Origin of the sequence: Acinetobacter sp. ANC 5045 (assembly GCF_004331005.1) — a bacterium.
GTDB lineage: Bacteria > Pseudomonadota > Gammaproteobacteria > Pseudomonadales > Moraxellaceae > Acinetobacter > Acinetobacter towneri.
This window is the reverse complement of record NZ_SJNS01000006.1, coordinates 116,562-134,742: the sequence shown is the minus strand read 5'-3', so window position 1 is coordinate 134,742 and position 18,181 is coordinate 116,562. Positions and strand designations below refer to the sequence as shown.

The following is an 18,181-nucleotide window of genomic DNA, read 5'->3' as shown; positions in this document are numbered from 1 at the left end:
ATTGATGTATTGCCCCTGAGTTTGGTAGCTTCACTGGATTTTAGTAAGCGTAGTTTAAGTCGGTATAGTCGGTGAGTGATTTTTGAATATGTGCATTAATAAATTCACGTACATCTTCAGCTGTCATCGGTGCACCTTGTTTTGTAATCACGTGTTCAATTTCAGGTTGCCCTTCAATTTTAATACGATAGACAAAGTTTTTAACCACGTGATAGCGATCATCCAACTTTTCAATGCCAGTGACATAGTGGTAAGCGTGTTCAAAATTGAGATCGGTATGTGAAAACACAAACTGATCAAACAATTTGATTTTTTGGCCGTTGTCGAGCGCTTGAATATCATCCACGATGCTGGCTTCAAACTTCATGCCGTATTTTTCAGAAATAGGCTGACCATCAATCAGTAAAGACACCATGCCATCTTCTGGCGGGGTTACGGTGATGTTATTTAATTCAGTCATGTTGTTCTCTGCATCGTAAGAGTGGGATAGAAAGGCAGAAGCGTAGCGAGTGAATTCTGTTTATGCAAGATGCATACAGACAATTACTGCGGTGGCCTTTAAGTGCTTATTTTACACAAGATGAAGGTCTGAAAACTGGCAGTATGATATGCAACTTGCATAAAAAAGAAAGCTGATCTGAATTTGCTGTAGCACTGGCAGCATGAAGGCTAAGTCATGTGTGGGATAGATAATGTATTTCATATATCTATCCCGTGTGGGTGGGTTGTGATCAAGCTGTGCTATGTGTAGTGGTTATTAAGCCACTTGTGTTTGGGCTATAGTGTACTGTGATTTGGCTGCTTCCCATTGCAAAACTGGAACTGCACGGGTAATGGCCAAATTGATTCGCTCATTAAGCAGTTCACTTTGTACGGTATATTCAGGACTAAAATCGCGGTCTGTGGCATAGACACCAATAGGCAAGGTTTGTGCTTGGAAAAAACTGAATAAAGGGCGCAATTGATGTTCTAAAACCAGTGCATGTCGCTCGCTGCCACCAGACGCAGCCAATAATACAGGCACATCAATCAATGCATTTTGTTCAACAAAGTCAAAGAAATGTTTAAATAAACCTGTAAATGAAGCCCGATAGACAGGTGTTCCTACAATCAGTGCATCTGCATTTTCTACAGTAGCTAAATCGTCTTGCACTTGTTGAGGCAATTGATTGCGGTAAATTGCACCACCTAAAAGTGGCGCAATTTCACTAAATTTAATGAAATGTACCTGAATCGGGATGGCTTTGGCCAAACGCTCTACTAGGGTCTGTAACAGCGCTTCTGTTTTAGAAGGTGCATTGAGCCCCCCAGAAATGGCAACAATATTGAGCGGTTTTTGCTGAGAATATGACATGTGCTGAACAACCTAAAAATAAATTAATTTGGAATGTCGCTATTAATCATGATTGGGCTGTGCACTGTAAAATAAGCAAAAGCTGTAAAGTTATCTCATTTCTAGATATGCACTCTAGGCATGGATTGGGGCTAAAAACTAAAGCATAAGTTGTTAAAATTTATATTTATATTTTATCTAAATAAGGTTTTTCGTTTATAGATGGCATATATATAAAAAAGTGATGCGTATTCAAGCAATTTAAAAAAGCTGAAAAATGACGATTTTTTGCACAAGCATAGTCATAAAAAACGGGAAGCAGACGCACAGGATTAATCCTGTGCATCAATACTTTGACCGTTCATGTGTAAGCTGTCATCGCCCATTAAATATAAATAGGCAGGCATGATTGCATCGGGTGTTGGTAAGGTTTTTGGATCTTCATCTGGATAGGCTTTGGCACGCATGGCTGTGCGGGTCGCACCTGGATTAATGCAGTTGTAGCGAATATTCGGGTGAACTTGCTCTTTGGCAAATAATTGGCTGACTGCTTCAATCGCAATTTTAGAAACTGAATAAGCCCCCCAGCGTTCACGTGCTTCACGGCCAACCCCTGAACTGGCAAATACCACCGAGGCATGTTCTGATTTTGCCAAGAGCGGCAATAATTCCTGAGTCAAGACAAAAGGCGCACGTAAATTTACCGCCATGACATCATCCCAGACATCTGCAGGGTAATTGGCCAGCTCGGTGCGTTCACCTAAAATGCCCGCATTGTGCAAAATACCGTCTAAACGTCCGAATTGTTTCTCTAGAGTATCGACCAGCAACTCATAGTCACGTGGCGAAGCGCTAGACAGTTGCAGCGGTAAAATAGCAGGTTGTGGTGCACCTAAACTTTCAATTTCATCATAAATGACTTCAAGTTTATTGAGGGTACGACCATGCAATACCACAGTGGCCCCATGCAGGGCATAACTGAGGGCAGCGGCACGTCCAATACCATCTCCCGCACCGGTAATGAGGATAATGCGATCTTTTAACAGATCGGGGCGAGGTTGATATTCTGAGTATTTCATGGTCATCCCTCCTATATTGATTTTTTATTGGTCATGTTTTAAAGGTGATATTCGTGCTTTGACAGGTGTTATAGAATCAACTCAGGCATTGGCATTCAGGCTGCTTGATAATGTTGCGGCTTGCAGCACCAATTTGTCTAAAACCGTATGTAATTCAGCGACTGAATCCACTATACAATCTGCTTGCCACGCTGTTAAGTCATCTTTGTGTTGTAACGGTAAATAACCGTAAGCGGCCAGAATGGTGTACATATTGGCATTGCGGCCTGCATCAATATCACGTGGATGGTCGCCCACATAAATACAATCTTCAGGGGCAATTTCAATCTGTTTGGCTGCCAAATACATGGGTTCTGGGTCAGGTTTGGTGTGGCTGACATCTTCAGGGCAGACCAAAACCGCACAGCGGTCAGTTAAATTCAGTGCCTTGAGTAAGGCTTCACTGAGCCAGCGCGGTTTATTGGTGACAATTCCCCACGGAATTTGATGCTGTTCCAAAGCTTCGAGCAGTGGATACATGCCCTCGAACAAATCGGTTTCTACCGCAATATCAGCGCCGTACAGGTCTAAAAAGCGTTGTCGATGCGCAAGAAATACAGGGTCATCTACTTCAAGTTCTGGATAGACCAGTTTTACCATAGCCCGTGCACCTTCAGACACCTGCGTGCGAATGGCTTCTGCTGCCACAATCTCACAGCCTTTATCGTGGCACATGTCTTGAATGATGCGAATAAAATCTGCAGCGGTATCAATTAAGGTGCCATCGAGGTCGAATAAAACGGCTTTCATTCTGTTGCCTCATTGACCGTGTAAACCATGTAGTTCACATCAACATTAGGTGCCAACCAATAGCGTTTAGTCAGTGGGTTGTAGTGTAAACCCGTCATATCTTTAAGTTTTAAACCCGCTTGGCGAATGTCGTGTGCCAATTCAGACGGTTTAATAAATTTATGATAATCGTGTGTGCCTTTGGCTAACATGCGCAGCACGTATTCTGCCCCAATAATGGCAAATAGGTATGATTTAGGGTTGCGGTTAATGGTCGAGAAAAATACATGACCGCCCGGCTTGACCAGTTTTTGGCAGGCTTGAATAATCGAGGCCGGATCAGGTACGTGCTCTAACATTTCCATGCAAGTCACCACATCGTATTGACCAGCTTGCTCATCTACCAATTGCTCAACAGGAATTTGGCGATATTCAATATTGTGTACGCCTTCTTGTTCTGCATGCAGGCGTGCCACGTTTAAAGGTGCTTCGCCCATATCAATTCCAAGCACATTGGCACCGCGACGAGCCATGCTTTCTGCCAAAATACCACCACCACAGCCGACGTCTAGCACTTTCTTGCCTGCCAAGCCGCCTGCGTGCTCATCAATCCAGTTTAAGCGCAGTGGATTAATCATGTGCAGGGGACGGAACTCGGAATGCTGATCCCACCATATGGCTGCAAATGCTTCAAATTTGGCAATTTCTTGTGGATCAACATTCAAATGCGACATGGGTGCCACCTCAATTGGGTCGTGATAATTGGAAAAATAGATATAAACCCTAGTGTAGCGTTAATTCTAAAAAAAGCGATAAAAGCTGTAAAAAAGTTCACAGAAGGAAAACGAAATCAGCATAATTGATTTATAGTGTTGCCATACACTAAACAGAATGATTTAGAGGATTATAAACGCAATGAAAAAATTCCTTTTAGGTAGTTTGGCAACTGCCATCTTTGCTATTTCTGGTAGCACTATGGCGGCAAATTTTGTAGCAGGTAAAGATTATAGCGTTGTCGCCAACCCGGGTAAGGTTGATGTACCGGGTAAAATTGAAGTGCGTGAGTTCTTTTGGTATGGTTGTGGTCACTGCTTTACTTTAGAACCATATATGCAAACATGGTTACGCCAGTTACCTAAAGATGTGAATTTTGTGCGTACTCCTGCAGCCATGAATCCTGTTTGGGAAATGAATGCACGTGGTTATTATGTGTCTGAAGCTTTGGGTGTGCGCAAGAAAACTCACTTGCCACTTTTCCATGCCATTCATGACAAAGGTCAGCAAATTTTTGACCAACAATCACAAGCTAAATTCTTTGTGAAATATGGTGTACCTGAAGCGAAATTTAACAGCATGTTTAACTCGTTTGCGATCACCTCTAAAATTTCACAAGCTAAACAATTGGCGCGTCAGTACCAATTGACAGGTGTACCTGCGGTGGTGGTGAATGGTAAATATATCGTTCAAGGCGATAACGGCAAAGTGATTCAAGTAGTGAACTACTTGGTTGATCAAGAGCGTAAAGCTAAGAAATAAGCAGATGCAATAACAAGATGATGCAAGGCTGAATCAGCAGCGCATCGCTAAAAACCGCAATGATTGCAACGTCATTGCGGTTTTTTTAATGCAGGTTAAAAGTGTGTTGTATGTTTAATCTGCGACAGGCTGCGGACGTTGCCAGTGGCAAATGCCACGAAATAATAAATGTACTTGAGTAATGGTTTGTTGAATAAAACGCTGCTGTTGTTCAGGTAATTTTTCGGCTTCAAATTGGCGTTCTAAACCAATCCAGCTCATTGCCCAATTTAACGATAAATTAATTAAAATATTGGCCAGAATGTGAAAATCTTCAGCATGCTGAAAATGTTGTACGCTTTCGACCCGTTGTAAATCATTAGCTAAATCTTCAATTAAAAAATCAATTTCACGGGCGATGGCTTGCCGTAAAATGGTCGAACCGCCCCAGCGTTCGGCAATTAAAAAAATCCATTGTTGTGGATGTTGATCGACAGATTTAAAAAATAGGGTCAATGCCTTTTCGGTCTGTGCATCGGGTTGGTATAAATAAGCTTGTCCCAACTGATACAAAATACCTTTAATGTGCAAGGCAACTTGATCGACCAAATCTAGCCCCAACTCATCCATATCTTGAAAATGCCGATAAAATGCGGTGGGCACCAGTCCAATCTGTCGTGAAATTTCTCTTAAGCTAATGCTGCTAAATGCACGTCCTGCGCTGCTGAGTTGCAGCACTGCATCCATAATTGCCTGACGACTTTGTTGTTTTCGTTCTTCCCGAATCGACATTGTATTTCCTGATTCTGCCAGTGCCGCGCAGTCTAACAAAAACCTGTGTTTCACGATAATACTAAAAGATGAATGAAGCCACTTTGTAAAAATACAGGCAAAATTTACCGAAACAGCACACGTCAAGCTTTGGAAAAGCGACCTGCGCTGTGGCATCTGTTATACTTGCGGGCAATTTATTTGAGCCAAAAATAAGGACACATTATGCGTATTGACCAACGAGCTTTAGATCAATTACGTGAGGTAAAAATTACCCGTAACTATACTCGCTATGCTGAAGGTTCAGTGTTGGTAGAGTTTGGTCATACCAAAGTTTTGTGTACCGCAAGTATTGATAACTCTGTACCGCGCTTTTTAAAAGGGCAGGGACAAGGTTGGGTAACTGCAGAATATGGCATGTTGCCACGTTCAACTCATACCCGTAGTGACCGTGAAGCGGCGCGTGGTAAACAAAGCGGACGTACACAGGAAATTCAGCGCTTAATTGGTCGTAGCTTGCGTGCCATGGTCGATTTGAAGAAACTGGGTGAAAACACCATTACCATTGACTGCGATGTGATTCAGGCCGATGGCGGTACCCGTACTGCAGCCATTACAGGTGCAGCAGTGGCATTGATTGATGCTATGAATGTGTTGCTGGAAAAGAAAAAAATTAAGCATGACCCATTAAAGGGTTTGGTGGCTGCAATTTCTGTGGGCATGTACCAAGACCAAGTGTTATTGGATTTGTGCTATGAAGAAGATTCAAATTGCCAAACTGATTTAAACGTGGTGATGACACAAGCAGGTGAATTTATTGAAATTCAGGGTACTGCTGAAGATAAGCCGTTTAATCGTGTGCAATGTAATGCCATGTTGGAAATGGCAGAAAAAGGTATTCAGGAATTGGTAAAAAAACAGCAACAAGCTTTAGGTTGGTAAGCTAAGCTTTTTGATGTTTTTCTGCTGTTTAAGAGCGCATCTTCGGATGCGTTTTTTATGGATGAGATTTAGATTGCGATAGGAAGCGTGAAGCAAAAAGCTACAATATTGCAGGATGCGTTCTTTTAAGATGGAAAACTGTATGCAAAGAGCCTGAATGAAAAGAGGAGGAAAGCATGAAACTATTGATTATTTTAATGTCTGCCATGATGTTGTTTTTAACTGCATGTGATTCACGTACTGAGCGTGAAAATGAAGACAATCGTAGTGTACTCGGTCAAGCTTCTGACAACGACAACGACAACGACAACGACAACGACAACGACAACGACAACGACAACGACAACGACAACGACAACGACAACAAGGACGATGATTAAATTCAAAATTGAGGCATAAAAAAAGGAGGCTCATTTGCCTCCTTAAAATCAATTTTTGGAAAAAATTAAGGGTGCAGATTGCACCCTTAATTTTAAAAGTAATCGTTTACGCATTAAAACGCATTGATAAATCCACAGCTTTGACATCTTTGGTTAAAACACCCATCGAAATATAATCTACGCCTGTACTAGCCACTTCACGTAAATTTTCAATGGTGATGTTGCCCGACGCTTCAAGTTTACAACGACCTGCCACATGCTTGACCGCATCAATCATTTGTTGCTGGCTAAAGTTATCCAACATCACAATATCAGCTTTGGCTTCAAGGGCTTGATTTAGTTCATCCCAAGTTTCCACTTCAACTTCTACAGGTTTGCCTGGAGCAATGGCATGTGCTTTGGCAATTGCCTGAGTAATGCCGCCTGCTGCCATAATGTGATTTTCTTTAATCAAAAAGGCATCAAATAAGCCTAAACGATGGTTTTGTCCACCACCGACCGTGACAGCATATTTTTGTGCAATGCGTAAACCCGGTAAGGTTTTACGGGTATCTAGCAGTTTGGTATTTAAGCCTTCAAGTTGTTGCACATAGGCTGCGGTTTTAGTCGCAACAGCAGACAGGGTTTGCACAAAATTCAGCGCAGGGCGTTCTACCGTTAACAGGCTGCGTGCAGAACCTGCCAATTTCAAAAAGGCTTCATTGGCAGCAACGTGGTCGCCATCATTTTTTAACCACGTGACTTGCACATTGGCATCGTATGCTTGAATCAGGGCATTTACCCACGGTTGACCTGCCAAAATCATGTCTTCACGGCTAATAATGGTGGCAGTGGCCTGCTCATCTTCAGGGGTCAATAATGCGGTAATATCACCATCGCCAATATCTTCTTGCAAGGCTTGCTGAATATTGATTTGGATGGATTGTTCAAGCAAAGCTGGAGAGATGCTCATAAGATTTTCCGTGTCGATCTTGCCCATGAAAATTGCGCGTTATATTAACACTGTTCTGCGTCAGGATGTGTTTTTTAGCCACGTTCGGGTGTAATTTAAGATGTTCATTGTCACGCGTTGGCATTAAACTGAAATTTCTGTTCTATTTTTCTATTCTAATGGTTTGGGGATTGCCTTATGCAGCATGTGCCGTCGTTTCAGGTGGTTGAGGGTCAATTACAAGGGGCAAGACAAGTCCCATCTCCGAATTTCAACGCCCGTCCGACAGACCAAGAGATTCAATTGCTGGTCATTCACAATATTAGTTTGCCGCCGTCACAATTTGGTGGTGGTTATATTGAGCAATTTTTTCAGAACCAAATGGATTGGTCGCAGCATCCTTACTTTCAGACCATTCAGGGCCTGCAGGTTTCGGCACATTTGTTGATTTTAAGAACAGGCGAGGTGCTGCAATTTGTTAATTTTGCAGATCGGGCGTGGCATGCGGGGCGTTCTAGTTATTTGGCACAGCCTGAATGTAATGACTATTCAATTGGGATTGAATTAGAGGGCAGTGATGACTTGCCTTTTGAAACAGCGCAATATCAGAGTTTGGTGCAGGTGGTACACAGTTTGCAGCAGGCCTATCCGAGTATTCAACAGCATATTGCAGGACATTCCGATATTGCACCGGGACGTAAAACTGATCCGGGGCCGTATTTTGACTGGCAGTATTTTCGTGAACAGTTATCTCAACTTAAAGCTTCGACATCACAGGAAAAATTGATCAATCAATAACAAAACTTTGTTGATGCTTTGATTACAATAGCGACTAAATTTTTAATTGGGTGGTAACGATGGCGCTTTGGCGATCGACCTTTATTGTCAGTGCAATGACCATGCTGTCACGGGTGCTAGGATTAGTCCGTGATGTGGTATTGCTGAATGTGTTTGGTGCAGGTAAAGATTTCGATACCTTTGTGGTGGCGTTTCGTATCCCCAACTTTTTCAGGCGCCTGTTTGCCGAAGGGGCGTTTTCGCAGGCATTTATTCCTGTATTGACCGAATATAAAACCAGCCGCACTCATGCCGAAGTACAAATTTTAATTAGTCGGGTTTTTGGCTGTTTAATGACGGTAATGACAGGGCTAACCTTTACCGCCATGGTGGCTGCGCCTGCGGTGATGTATATCTACGCACCGGGTTTCCATAGCGACCCTGAAAAGTTTGCGCTAGCCACCGATATGTTCCGCCTGACCATTCCTTATTTGTTGTTTATGTCGCTGACGGCATTTGCCAGCAGTATTTTGAACAGCTATGGCTCATTTACCACGCCTGCCTTTGCGCCTGTATTGCTGAATGTGGCGATGATTGCAGGTGCATTATGGCTCACACCGTACATGGCAGAGCCGATTATGGCACTGGGTTGGGCGGTGATTATCGCGGGTGCTTTACAACTTGCGATTCAAATTCCAGAACTATGGCGTAAAAAGCTGCTGATTCCCCCTAAAGTTGATTTCAAGCATGAAGGGGTGGATCGGATTATGAAGCTGATGCTGCCTGCTTTATTTGGGGTATCGGTCACGCAAATTAACCTGCTACTCAACACCATTTGGGCATCTTTTATGCAGGATGGTTCGGTGTCGTGGTTGTATAGTGCGGAACGTATGACAGAGCTACCTTTGGGCTTAATTGGTGTAGCGATTGGGACGGTCATTTTACCGTCACTGTCTGCGCGTCATGCAGAACAAAATATGGATAAATTCCGCGGCATGATGGACTGGGCTGCACGGGTGATTATTTTGGTAGGTGTCCCTGCCAGTATTGCACTGTTTATGTTATCAACGCCTATTATCCAAGCCTTGTTTGAGCGTGGTCAGTTTAGTTTTAAAGATACGCAAATGACCGCTTTGGCCTTGCAATGTATGAGTGCAGGGGTGATTTCATTCATGCTGATTAAAGTCTTTGCACCGGGTTTTTATGCACAGCAAGACACCAAAACACCAGTACGTGTGGGGTTAATGGCTGTGGCTGCCAATGCGATTTTAAACGTGGTGTTTATTGGCTTCTTTAAACTGATTGACTGGCAAGCTGAACACATGGCATTGGCACTGGCATCATCAGGTTCGGCTTTGGTGAATGCAGGCATGTTGTATTTCTATTTGCATCAACGCAAGATTTTCCGTTTTGGTGCGCACTGGAAAAAACTCATGGTGCAGTTTGCAGTGGCAAATGCCGTGATGATTGCTGCGTTGTGGTATGCCTTAACTTGGTATAACGGTGATGTATCACAATGGATGCGTGTGGCAGAAGTCACTGCGCTGTGTGTGGTGGGCGTAGTGGCCTATGGGGTTGGATTGTTGGCAACGGGTTTTAGACCACGTCATTTAAAACCTTAATGAAGCGAAGTTGATCTGAAAAAATACCGCAATTTAAATTGCGGTATTTTTTTGTTTAAAGATGATGCGGCTTTGGATTATTTTACAATTTCTAAAAGTTCCACATCAAAAATAAGCGTGCTGTTTGGCTCAATTGCATCGCCTGAGCCAATTTGACCGTAGGCTAGAGCAGCAGGAATAAAGAAGCGATATTTGGCACCAACTTTCATGAGTTGTAAGCCTTCAGTCCAACCTTGAATGACTTGGCTGACCTGAAATTCTGCAGCTTGATCGCGGGCGATAGAACTGTCAAATACCGTACCATCAATTAAACGACCTTCATAATGGACTTTAACGGTAGAGGTGGCTTTGGGTGATTTGCCCGTACCTGCCTGTAAGACTTGATATTGCAAGCCAGACTTGGTGACTTTGACCCCTGCCTTTTTGGCATTATTGTTTAAAAAGGCTTGCCCAATTTTAGCATTGCTATCGGCTACTTTTTTAAGCTCAATCAGTTGTTTGGCTTCGGCTTGCTTTTTGAATTGAGTCAGCACTCGTGCCATTTCTTCATCGCTTAAACTGGCGGCTTGGTCTTGTGTTGCCATTTTTAAGCCAGCAATGAAGGCTTCGAGATCAATATCTTTTAAGGTTTCCGCATTGCTGCGCCCCATTAAATAACCAAAGCTATAACCGACCTGATCTGCAACAGGACTTTTATTGGTCACGGTTTTGGCAAAACTGCCACTGCTGAGCAGTGCGATACACACAAGGGCAAGGTGTTTTTTCATTCTTTTCGTCCTAAGACCATACAGGAGAGCCAAGCTCTCCTGAAAGGGTGATGTTGTTATTTCACTTCAATCAGTTCAACATCAAAAATTAAGGTGCTGTTGGCAGGAATCATGCCTGGTACACCTTGTTCGCCGTAGCCCAGTTTCGATGGAATATACAGCGTAGCTTTACCGCCTTCCTTCATGAGCTGTAAACCTTCAGTCCAGCCTGGAATGACTTGATTCAGTGGGAATTCAATTGGCTCACCACGTTGTACCGAGCTGTCAAATACTTTGCCATCGACCAGTTTACCCGTGTAGTGCACTTTGACCACAGAGCTTGCCGTTGGCTGTTTGCCTGTGCCTTCTTTAATCACTTGATATTGCAAGCCAGAAGCTGTGGTTTGTACGCCTGCTTTTTTGCCATTTTCAGTTAAGAATGAATCACTGGCTGTTTGTGCAGCTTGCGCTTGAGTGGCTTGTTTTTGTTGCAACTCTTGCTGGAATTGCTCATAGGCTTTTTGTAATTCTTCTTCGGTGTAGGCAGGTTGTTTACGCGCATGACCTTCACGCACACCTGTTACAAAGCTGTTGATGTCTAGCTCTGGTGGGGTTTGATGTGCCACTTCATAACCCAAAGCGTAGCTGATTTTTTCAACCGCAGAAGCATTTGCCGACGCTTTAGAGGTCGCCACTGCTGGGTTTTGAGAGGCATAATAAACAGGAACAAGTGCAGCACCGCCTAAAATTACAGCAACAGCGATGGGTAAGGCTTTACTCATAGGTTTTCTCAAATTCATTTTATAGTTAAAAAAGCAGCATTCATCTTAGCAGACTTTTTCACAGACTTTTCTAGTTTGGCACGTGGCTTTGCAGCCTGTGTCGATTCAACTTTTTAATATATGCTGCTTACGCAGTTTATTCTATAACAGACTGAATATCTAAAACATTTTTTATACATAAATCTTATCAATTCAGGACTAGATGTGGGTCATTTAAGAAAAGTCAGATTGCGTTTGGGCTGTAGGTAAATTTTTATTGTAATCGCATAAATGATCAAGACAGCGTCCTGATGGGTTGTTGTCCAATAATAGGATTAACCTTCGGTTCGACCCACTTTTGTTTCGGCAAAAGTGGGCAAAACCATTGTCATCCACAAAACCTGTTTAATTCTTGTATCTCATTCATTATTTCGCAGAAACAATAATGGTCTAATGCTACGCAGGTTGTGGATGACACTTCCGAGTATCCTCATGTGATCTAGGTTTTTAGATGAGCGGTTTTACCTAAATAAAGATAGAAATATATTTGACTATCATGACTTATCTTAAAAGTCAGTCAAAGTCGGCCTTTAACACCACCCGATAGCGTGCCTTGCCCTGATGCAAATGTTCAATTGCCTGATTGATTTGTGACATCGGAAAAACTTCCACCTGTGGGGCAATCTGTTTGCGTGCGGCAAATTGTAGTAATTGACGCAGCGCTGCAGGCGAACCTGTCGATGAACCAGTAACCGATTTTGCACCGCCAATTAAGCTGCCCGCCTTAATTTGCATGGGTTCTAGCGCTACACCTAGCATGTGAATAGTGCCATGTGGTGCAAGCGTACTTAAATAAGCATTCCAGTCCAAGCTTACGTTTACCGTACTTAAAATCAGGTCAAACTTGCCACGCTGGGTTTTAAGGGCAGCAGCATCACGGCTGTTCACTACATGGTCTGCACCCATAGCCAGTAATTCTGCGGTTTTGTCTGGATTGGAACTGAACGCCGTAATTTCACAGCCCCATGCTTTTAATAATTTGATGGCGATATGCCCCAAGCCACCAATACCAATCACCGCAACATGATGTACTGCCTGAATTTGATGTTTCAAGATCGGATCAAATACGGTAATTCCACCACAGAGCAAAGGCCCTGCACTGACAGGATCGACCTCATCGGGTAATGGAATGACCCACTGCCAACCTGCACGGACTTTATCGGCAAAACCACCTGCATGTCCCACAATGGTTGCGGTGGTGCCATTGCTGCACAGCACTTGTTCGCCTGCAATACAGGCATCGCAGTGTTGGCAACTGTCTGCAGTCCAGCCAATGCCTACACGTTGCCCCACGGTTAAACCTTTGGCTTCACTGCCCAATTGAGTAATCGTGCCAATAATTTCATGTCCTGCCACCACAGGATATACTGAGGAATGCCAGTCATTTTGAATGACTGAAAGATCGGAATGGCATAAGCCACAATATTCGACTTTGACTTCTACCTGATGCGCCTGCAGTTCACCCGCATCAAATTGATAGGCTTGCAGGGCTTCACCTGCCTGCATTGCGGCATAGGCTCGAATGGTATTACTCATATTGCACCGTCCTTGTCATAAGGCTGACTGTATTGATTGGTGATCTTGCTATTATGGGTTGAGCAGTTTTGAATACTAAAGCTTGGATGTTGCTTTAAGATGTTGTTTTAAAGTGACAGTGATTTTCATGATCATCGACCATGCCTACAGCTTGCATAAAAGCATAGCAGGTGGTCGGGCCTACAAATTTAAAACCATTTTTCTTTAGGGCTTTCGACATGGCAACACTAGCGTCGGTTTGTGCAGGCGTAAGACGATAGTCAGGTACATCATTCCTAATAGGTCGCTGTGCGACAAAATCCCAAAGCCATGTCACGACGTCTATATCGGCATCTTTTAGTTTTTGCCATGCACGTGCGTTGTCACGAATTGCTTGTAATTTGCCTCGATGGCGAATTAATCCAGCATCTTGTAATTTGAGCGTAAGATCATCATCACTAAATGCGGCAATTTCAGCAATGCTGTATTGGAAAAAATGTTGACGATACGCCTCACGTTTTTTTAATACAGTAATCCAAGACAAGCCTGCTTGCTGTCCTTCCAAACACAGCATTTCAAATAAATGTGCTTCGGCAAATACAGATTGTCCCCACTCTAAATCATGATAGGAAATATAGAGCGGATCATCGGAACACCAGCCACAGCGTTGTATCGTCATGGGTCATGCTCCTTATTGAATAGATGTGAATGGGACAGGCTTAAAGCTGAAATGCTGCCCATTGGTCATGTTGGTTATCCCAATAATATAGTTCTGCCTGTTGCAGATCGTGAAAGGAAATCCAGTTGTCTTTACCGATTTTATCTGAATAGCCTGTGCTGATGAGCAGGGCATCTTCAGTAATTTCCATGACCCAGCCTTGATGGACTTGTCCTGCCAACACAATTTTTTGTTGATTGCCAGATTCTGCAAATTCCACCAATCGATTTATCAAGGCTTCAGACATGAAATGTTCCTAACAAAATTAACGTAAATAAGGATAAGGATTGACCGCACCGCGTCCTTTACCATTTAAATAAAGTCCGTAATGCAAATGTGCGGCAGTGTGTCGGGCGTTGCCTGTATTGCCGACATAGCCAATATGCGTTCCTGCCTTGACATAATCGCCCACGTTTAAACCGCGTTTATGTCCATCCAAGTGTGCATAGTAATGCCAAGTGCCTGCAGGCCCTAATATCCAAATTACTTTACCACCTAAGCGATTATCGCGTAAGTCTGCAATTAAACCTTCTGTAGCGCTATACACTTTGCTGCCTTTGGCGGCAAGAATATCAATGCCTTCATGCAAACGTCCGCTACTACGAGATGCACCCCAAGTGTCATTCAACTGATGCGCTTTAATGCCCTGCACAGGAATGGGCAAGCGAGTTTTTAAACTCATTTGATTGAGTTTTTGCACCAAGGCAGGCGGGAGTGGGGTACTAGGACGTTTCGGTGCAGAACTACAGGCCGCAATCAATAAGGTAAAGAGTGACAGGCTTAAAACAGCAATCCATCGAAACATAAGACATCCTTGTAATGGCAGTGAAAGCAAAGATTTCATTCATCACGATGCTTGACTATGTCACAGATTGATTGCCGAGATCAATTTTTTCATGGCCGTCGGAATGCCCAAATCGCTGGCTTGTTGCGGACTATACCAATCTGCATTCAGTTCTATTGCCAAGTGTTCTTGTAGATCAGCATCGACCTGAAAACACAGTGCTTCAAGCTGCCAAGTGAAATGGGTAAAGCTATGTGAAATCTGTGCGCGTTGCTGTACCTGTTTAAGGCTCAAGCTTTGACACAGTTGCTCAAAAGCCTGTGCATCTTCAATGACAGGCAAACACCATAGTCCACCCCAAAGTCCTGTATTGGGACGTTGTTGCCATAACCACTGATCTGCGCATTGCAGTACTAAGACCTGTGCAGATTTAACGGGTACGGCTTTTTTCGGTTTTTTAAAGGGCAATTCCTGCTCTAAACCTTGTTGATGTGCTTTGCAGTGTTGTTGCATTGGGCAATATAAGCACAGTGGTTTTTTGGGGGTACAAATGGTGGCGCCCAAATCCATAATAGCCTGCGTATAGTCGTGATTACGCACTTCGGGGCAGAGCTGTTCTGCCAGTTGCCACATGGCACGTTCATGTACAGGTTTGGATAAATCATCTTCAATAGCAAAAAAACGTGCTAAAACCCGTTTGACGTTGCCATCCATAATGACGCCGTATTGGCGTAAACCCAGCGACATCATGGCACCACCCGTAGAGCGACCAATGCCCGGCAAAGCCATCCACTGTTCGAGCGTACTTGGAAAATGTCCTTGCTGTGCCACAATGGCTGCGGCTTTATGCAAGTTGCGGGCGCGGGCGTAATAGCCTAAACCTGCCCAATACGGTGCAACTTCATCCCAAGTTGCACGTCCTAAATCTTGCACTGTCGGAAAGCGCTGCAAAAAACGCTCAAAATATTGCAATACGGTTTTGACCTGAGTTTGTTGCAGCATGATTTCAGACACCCACACAGCATAGGGATCATCGGCGACTTGCCACGGCAGGTCATGGCGTCCGTGTTGATCGAACCACGTGAGGAGAGCATCGGAAAATGAAAAAGCAGTCATGCGAACCCAGTTTGTAAAGTAGCGGCTTAGTATAGCCAAACTGGCGTGGGAATTACGTGCATAAAAAAAGAAGATGAGCGTGCATCTTCTTCTTTAGGTTTGGTTTCACTTGGTTTGGGATAAAACGAGTCGTGGTTTAAATTTGACCGCTCATACCCCAACGGTTATCCAATTTTAAGGTCTGACCTTCATAGCGTGGAATAATGTGGATGTGTAAATGCTCAGATTTAGCATCAAACACATCGCCATCATTAAAACCCACATGGAAACCTGCAGGTTGATGACGCAATTGCAACTCATTGCGCGCCAATTCTAATAAAGACAATAAACTTTTACGTTCTTTGTCTGTAATGTCAAAAAAAGAGCCGACGTGACGTAGCGGAATGATCACGCAATGTCCTTTAGACAGGGCATTGGGTTCAGGCAAAATTACCCCAAATTCATTTTTTGCCAAAACATCATAATCATCAAAATTGCAATAAGGGCATTGCTCAGTCATTGTTATATCCTCTTCTTTAAAATTTTCTTGGCTTGCGTTGAGTATATGCTGCGTAATGTGAACAGCAGATTAATCTGCTAAACGACGATCCAATACTTCATACATGGCAGCTAAACCTTGTTGCTCTGCCGATGCGTTATAGCCTAAATCGACCCCATTGGCTTTGGCACGTTCATCGGCTTGAGGGTTACTAAAGCCGTGTTTGGCATCTTCAAAAATAATCACTTCATGCTCTACTTGAGCCGCGTGCATTTCTTCACGGAAACTTGCGACGTCGTCTAAAGTCACCATGCTGTCCAGTTCACCATGCAACACCAAAATCTCGGCTTGTACCTGACCTTGTTGTGCAGGGGCTTTCGGGCTGAGGTTGGCGTGGAAGGTCACCACTGCTTTTAATGCTGCGCCAGAACGAGCCAAATCCAGAACGACTTTGCCGCCATAACAGAAACCAATTGCAGCGAGTTTATCGCGATTTACTTCAGGTTGGGCAGCTAAAGTGTCCAAAGCTGCAGACGCACGAGTCACAATTGTGTCTGCATCTGCAAAAGTTTGCATCATCCATTCATTGGCTTGGGCTGCGGTGGTGGTGACTTTTTTATCGCCATACATATCAATCGCTAAGGCTGCAAAACCATGTTCAGCCAATTCACGCGCACGTTGTTCGGTGTATTCGTTACGTCCCCACCATTCAGGTGCGACAATCACCCCCGCGATAGCTTGAGCTGCTTCTGGTGCAGCAAAATAACCGATCAGTTTGCTGCCATCTGCAGCCGTATATTCAATTTCGCGAGTTTTGATTGCTAAAGCCATGCCTTATTCCTTATCGTTTTCAATGCCATGATTAAAGCATAATAATATGGCACGCATTTTTAAAAACAGGGGAAATACTGCCTATAAATGTGAGAAAATATTTTAAAAAGAGCCAAATTGGCATTTGTTGCGTAAAAAGCAGACATAAAAAAAGAAGGAAAAATCCTTCTTTTTTATCTGATTTTTAGGAATTTATAGACGAGGTCACTAGATTTTTCCGCGAGAGAGGAAACCAACAATTGCCAAAATTACAGCAATCACCAATAAAATAATGGCAAAGTCTTTGGATAAACCAGCGACACCACCAAAACCAAGTAAACTCGCGATTAACGCAATCACTGCGAAGATTATAGCCCAACGAAACATAATTGTTCTCCATGTGTTTTTATAGCTTCTGGAATTTAGTATAGGGAGCTGAACGCAGCACACTGTTTTGTTTTTGTGTATTAAATGTTCAGTTGTTTGAGTTAAGTGTTTGATTCATTTAAAGACTAAACAAAAGCAACAAGTTGAAACAAGGCTGTTATAATGACGCAGTTTTATTATTTTCTGTGCGCTATGTCTGATCAATTACGACCTGAATTTTGGAAAAACTATCCGCTGAATGCCTTAAAGACTGCGGAATGGGAAGCCTTGTGCGATGGTTGCGGTTTATGCTGTTTGGTTAAACTGGAAGATGAAGACACACAAGAAGTGGCCTATACCAAAGTGGCGTGCAAGTTACTGGACTGTAACACAGCACGTTGTTCAGATTATGCCAATCGCTTTGACTTTGTACCCGATTGCATTCAACTTACCCCCGAAAAACTGGAAAAAATTCACTGGTTGCCGCCAAGTTGTGCCTATCGTCGTTTAAAAGAGGGTAAAAATTTGCCATCTTGGCATTACTTAAATACGGGCTCACGCCAAAGTGTGATTAAAGCCAAAAAATCTGCGGCAGGGCGTTGTATTTCAGAACTGGATGTTGCAGAAGAAGATATAGAAGATTATGTGGTGCGTTGGGTGCGTTAATTCATACTGCAGAATAAACTTTGAATCGTGTTTTAGCGATAAA

At 43.3% G+C, this 18,181-nt stretch carries 22 protein-coding genes and 1 pseudogene; 6 read left to right on the top strand and 17 right to left on the bottom strand.

Annotated elements, in window-relative coordinates:
• Positions 1 to 40: 40 nt before the first annotated feature.
• The 5 genes and pseudogenes from E0H79_RS07130 to ubiG all read right to left on the bottom strand — a co-directional run bounded on the left by E0H79_RS07130 (position 41) and on the right by ubiG (position 3,914).
• Positions 41 to 460 carry a hypothetical protein gene (locus tag E0H79_RS07130; protein ID WP_131261241.1) on the bottom strand — a complete coding sequence of 140 codons (420 nt, stop codon included), beginning with the start codon at positions 458 to 460 and terminating at the stop codon, positions 41 to 43.
• Between the two features lie 327 nt (positions 461 to 787).
• Positions 788 to 1,354, bottom strand: a pseudogene (gene msuE, locus E0H79_RS07125) (FMN reductase); the annotation flags it as partial.
• A gap of 311 nt (positions 1,355 to 1,665) precedes the next feature.
• The gene (locus tag E0H79_RS07120) at positions 1,666 to 2,412 is read right to left on the bottom strand and encodes a YciK family oxidoreductase (protein ID WP_131261239.1); all 747 of its coding nucleotides are present in this window, start codon (positions 2,410 to 2,412) and stop codon (positions 1,666 to 1,668) included.
• An 81-nt stretch (positions 2,413 to 2,493) separates the two neighbouring features.
• Positions 2,494 to 3,201 carry an HAD family hydrolase gene (locus tag E0H79_RS07115; RefSeq protein WP_131261238.1) on the bottom strand — a complete coding sequence of 236 codons (708 nt, stop codon included), beginning with the start codon at positions 3,199 to 3,201 and terminating at the stop codon, positions 2,494 to 2,496.
• A complete protein-coding gene (ubiG, locus tag E0H79_RS07110; protein WP_004974063.1) occupies positions 3,198 to 3,914 on the bottom strand; it encodes a bifunctional 2-polyprenyl-6-hydroxyphenol methylase/3-demethylubiquinol 3-O-methyltransferase UbiG in 717 nt (238 codons plus the stop codon). The genes E0H79_RS07115 and ubiG overlap by 4 nt, the downstream gene beginning before the upstream one ends.
• Positions 3,915 to 4,095: 181 nt before the next feature.
• Here ubiG and E0H79_RS07105 point away from each other — a divergent pair, with 181 nt between their 5' ends.
• On the top strand, positions 4,096 to 4,716 hold the full coding sequence (locus E0H79_RS07105) for a thiol:disulfide interchange protein DsbA/DsbL (RefSeq protein ID WP_004974070.1): 621 nt from the start codon (positions 4,096 to 4,098) through the stop codon (positions 4,714 to 4,716).
• A 114-nt stretch (positions 4,717 to 4,830) separates the two neighbouring features.
• Here the strand turns inward: E0H79_RS07105 and E0H79_RS07100 are convergent, their stop codons facing one another.
• On the bottom strand, positions 4,831 to 5,487 hold the full coding sequence (locus tag E0H79_RS07100) for a TetR family transcriptional regulator (protein ID WP_004974072.1): 657 nt from the start codon (positions 5,485 to 5,487) through the stop codon (positions 4,831 to 4,833).
• 204 nt (positions 5,488 to 5,691) lie between these two features.
• Here E0H79_RS07100 and rph point away from each other — a divergent pair, with 204 nt between their 5' ends.
• Positions 5,692 to 6,408, top strand: coding sequence for a ribonuclease PH (gene rph, locus E0H79_RS07095; protein WP_004974074.1), 717 nt, complete (start codon positions 5,692 to 5,694; stop codon positions 6,406 to 6,408).
• A gap of 176 nt (positions 6,409 to 6,584) precedes the next feature.
• Positions 6,585 to 6,788, top strand: a complete 204-nt coding sequence (locus tag E0H79_RS15250) for a hypothetical protein (protein WP_165492521.1) — start codon at positions 6,585 to 6,587, stop codon at positions 6,786 to 6,788.
• Between the two features lie 106 nt (positions 6,789 to 6,894).
• Here the strand turns inward: E0H79_RS15250 and nadC are convergent, their stop codons facing one another.
• Positions 6,895 to 7,740: a carboxylating nicotinate-nucleotide diphosphorylase gene (gene nadC, locus E0H79_RS07090; protein WP_004974082.1), complete on the bottom strand. Its 846-nt coding sequence runs from the start codon at positions 7,738 to 7,740 to the stop codon at positions 6,895 to 6,897.
• A gap of 177 nt (positions 7,741 to 7,917) precedes the next feature.
• Between nadC and ampD the strand changes: the two genes are divergently transcribed.
• Together ampD and murJ are read left to right on the top strand one after the other, a co-directional pair.
• A complete protein-coding gene (gene ampD / locus E0H79_RS07085; RefSeq protein WP_004974083.1) occupies positions 7,918 to 8,517 on the top strand; it encodes a 1,6-anhydro-N-acetylmuramyl-L-alanine amidase AmpD in 600 nt (199 codons plus the stop codon).
• A 50-nt stretch (positions 8,518 to 8,567) separates the two neighbouring features.
• On the top strand, positions 8,568 to 10,118 hold the full coding sequence (gene murJ / locus E0H79_RS07080; protein ID WP_171287394.1) for a murein biosynthesis integral membrane protein MurJ: 1,551 nt from the start codon (positions 8,568 to 8,570) through the stop codon (positions 10,116 to 10,118).
• Between the two features lie 77 nt (positions 10,119 to 10,195).
• On the opposite strand, the gene E0H79_RS07075 is transcribed toward murJ, so the two are convergent.
• The 10 genes from E0H79_RS07075 to E0H79_RS07030 form a co-directional block, all read right to left on the bottom strand.
• Positions 10,196 to 10,885: an FKBP-type peptidyl-prolyl cis-trans isomerase gene (locus E0H79_RS07075; RefSeq protein ID WP_004974089.1), complete on the bottom strand. Its 690-nt coding sequence runs from the start codon at positions 10,883 to 10,885 to the stop codon at positions 10,196 to 10,198.
• A gap of 56 nt (positions 10,886 to 10,941) precedes the next feature.
• Positions 10,942 to 11,646: an FKBP-type peptidyl-prolyl cis-trans isomerase gene (locus E0H79_RS07070; RefSeq protein WP_004974091.1), complete on the bottom strand. Its 705-nt coding sequence runs from the start codon at positions 11,644 to 11,646 to the stop codon at positions 10,942 to 10,944.
• 552 nt (positions 11,647 to 12,198) lie between these two features.
• Positions 12,199 to 13,221: an NADPH-dependent aldehyde reductase Ahr gene (gene ahr, locus E0H79_RS07065; RefSeq protein WP_004974093.1), complete on the bottom strand. Its 1,023-nt coding sequence runs from the start codon at positions 13,219 to 13,221 to the stop codon at positions 12,199 to 12,201.
• Positions 13,222 to 13,315: 94 nt separating this feature from the next.
• Positions 13,316 to 13,879: a DNA-3-methyladenine glycosylase I gene (locus E0H79_RS07060; RefSeq protein ID WP_131261237.1), complete on the bottom strand. Its 564-nt coding sequence runs from the start codon at positions 13,877 to 13,879 to the stop codon at positions 13,316 to 13,318.
• 40 nt (positions 13,880 to 13,919) lie between these two features.
• Entirely contained in the window at positions 13,920 to 14,165 is a 246-nt protein-coding gene (locus E0H79_RS07055; RefSeq protein ID WP_004974096.1) for a hypothetical protein, read from the bottom strand.
• A gap of 18 nt (positions 14,166 to 14,183) precedes the next feature.
• Positions 14,184 to 14,723 (bottom strand): M23 family metallopeptidase, encoded by a 540-nt coding sequence (locus tag E0H79_RS07050; RefSeq protein ID WP_131261236.1) that lies wholly within the window; start codon positions 14,721 to 14,723, stop codon positions 14,184 to 14,186.
• Between the two features lie 60 nt (positions 14,724 to 14,783).
• Positions 14,784 to 15,818, bottom strand: coding sequence for an A/G-specific adenine glycosylase (mutY, locus tag E0H79_RS07045; protein WP_131261235.1), 1,035 nt, complete (start codon positions 15,816 to 15,818; stop codon positions 14,784 to 14,786).
• Between the two features lie 136 nt (positions 15,819 to 15,954).
• On the bottom strand, positions 15,955 to 16,317 hold the full coding sequence (locus E0H79_RS07040) for an HIT family protein (RefSeq protein WP_070155794.1): 363 nt from the start codon (positions 16,315 to 16,317) through the stop codon (positions 15,955 to 15,957).
• Positions 16,318 to 16,386: 69 nt separating this feature from the next.
• The gene (locus E0H79_RS07035) at positions 16,387 to 17,127 is read right to left on the bottom strand and encodes a dienelactone hydrolase family protein (RefSeq protein WP_131261234.1); all 741 of its coding nucleotides are present in this window, start codon (positions 17,125 to 17,127) and stop codon (positions 16,387 to 16,389) included.
• A 207-nt stretch (positions 17,128 to 17,334) separates the two neighbouring features.
• Positions 17,335 to 17,493, bottom strand: coding sequence for a DUF1328 domain-containing protein (locus E0H79_RS07030; protein WP_004974108.1), 159 nt, complete (start codon positions 17,491 to 17,493; stop codon positions 17,335 to 17,337).
• A gap of 192 nt (positions 17,494 to 17,685) precedes the next feature.
• On the opposite strand from E0H79_RS07030, the gene E0H79_RS07025 reads away from it, so the two are divergent.
• Positions 17,686 to 18,138, top strand: a complete 453-nt coding sequence (locus E0H79_RS07025; protein WP_131261233.1) for a YcgN family cysteine cluster protein — start codon at positions 17,686 to 17,688, stop codon at positions 18,136 to 18,138.
• The last annotated feature ends 43 nt before the right edge of the window (positions 18,139 to 18,181 follow it).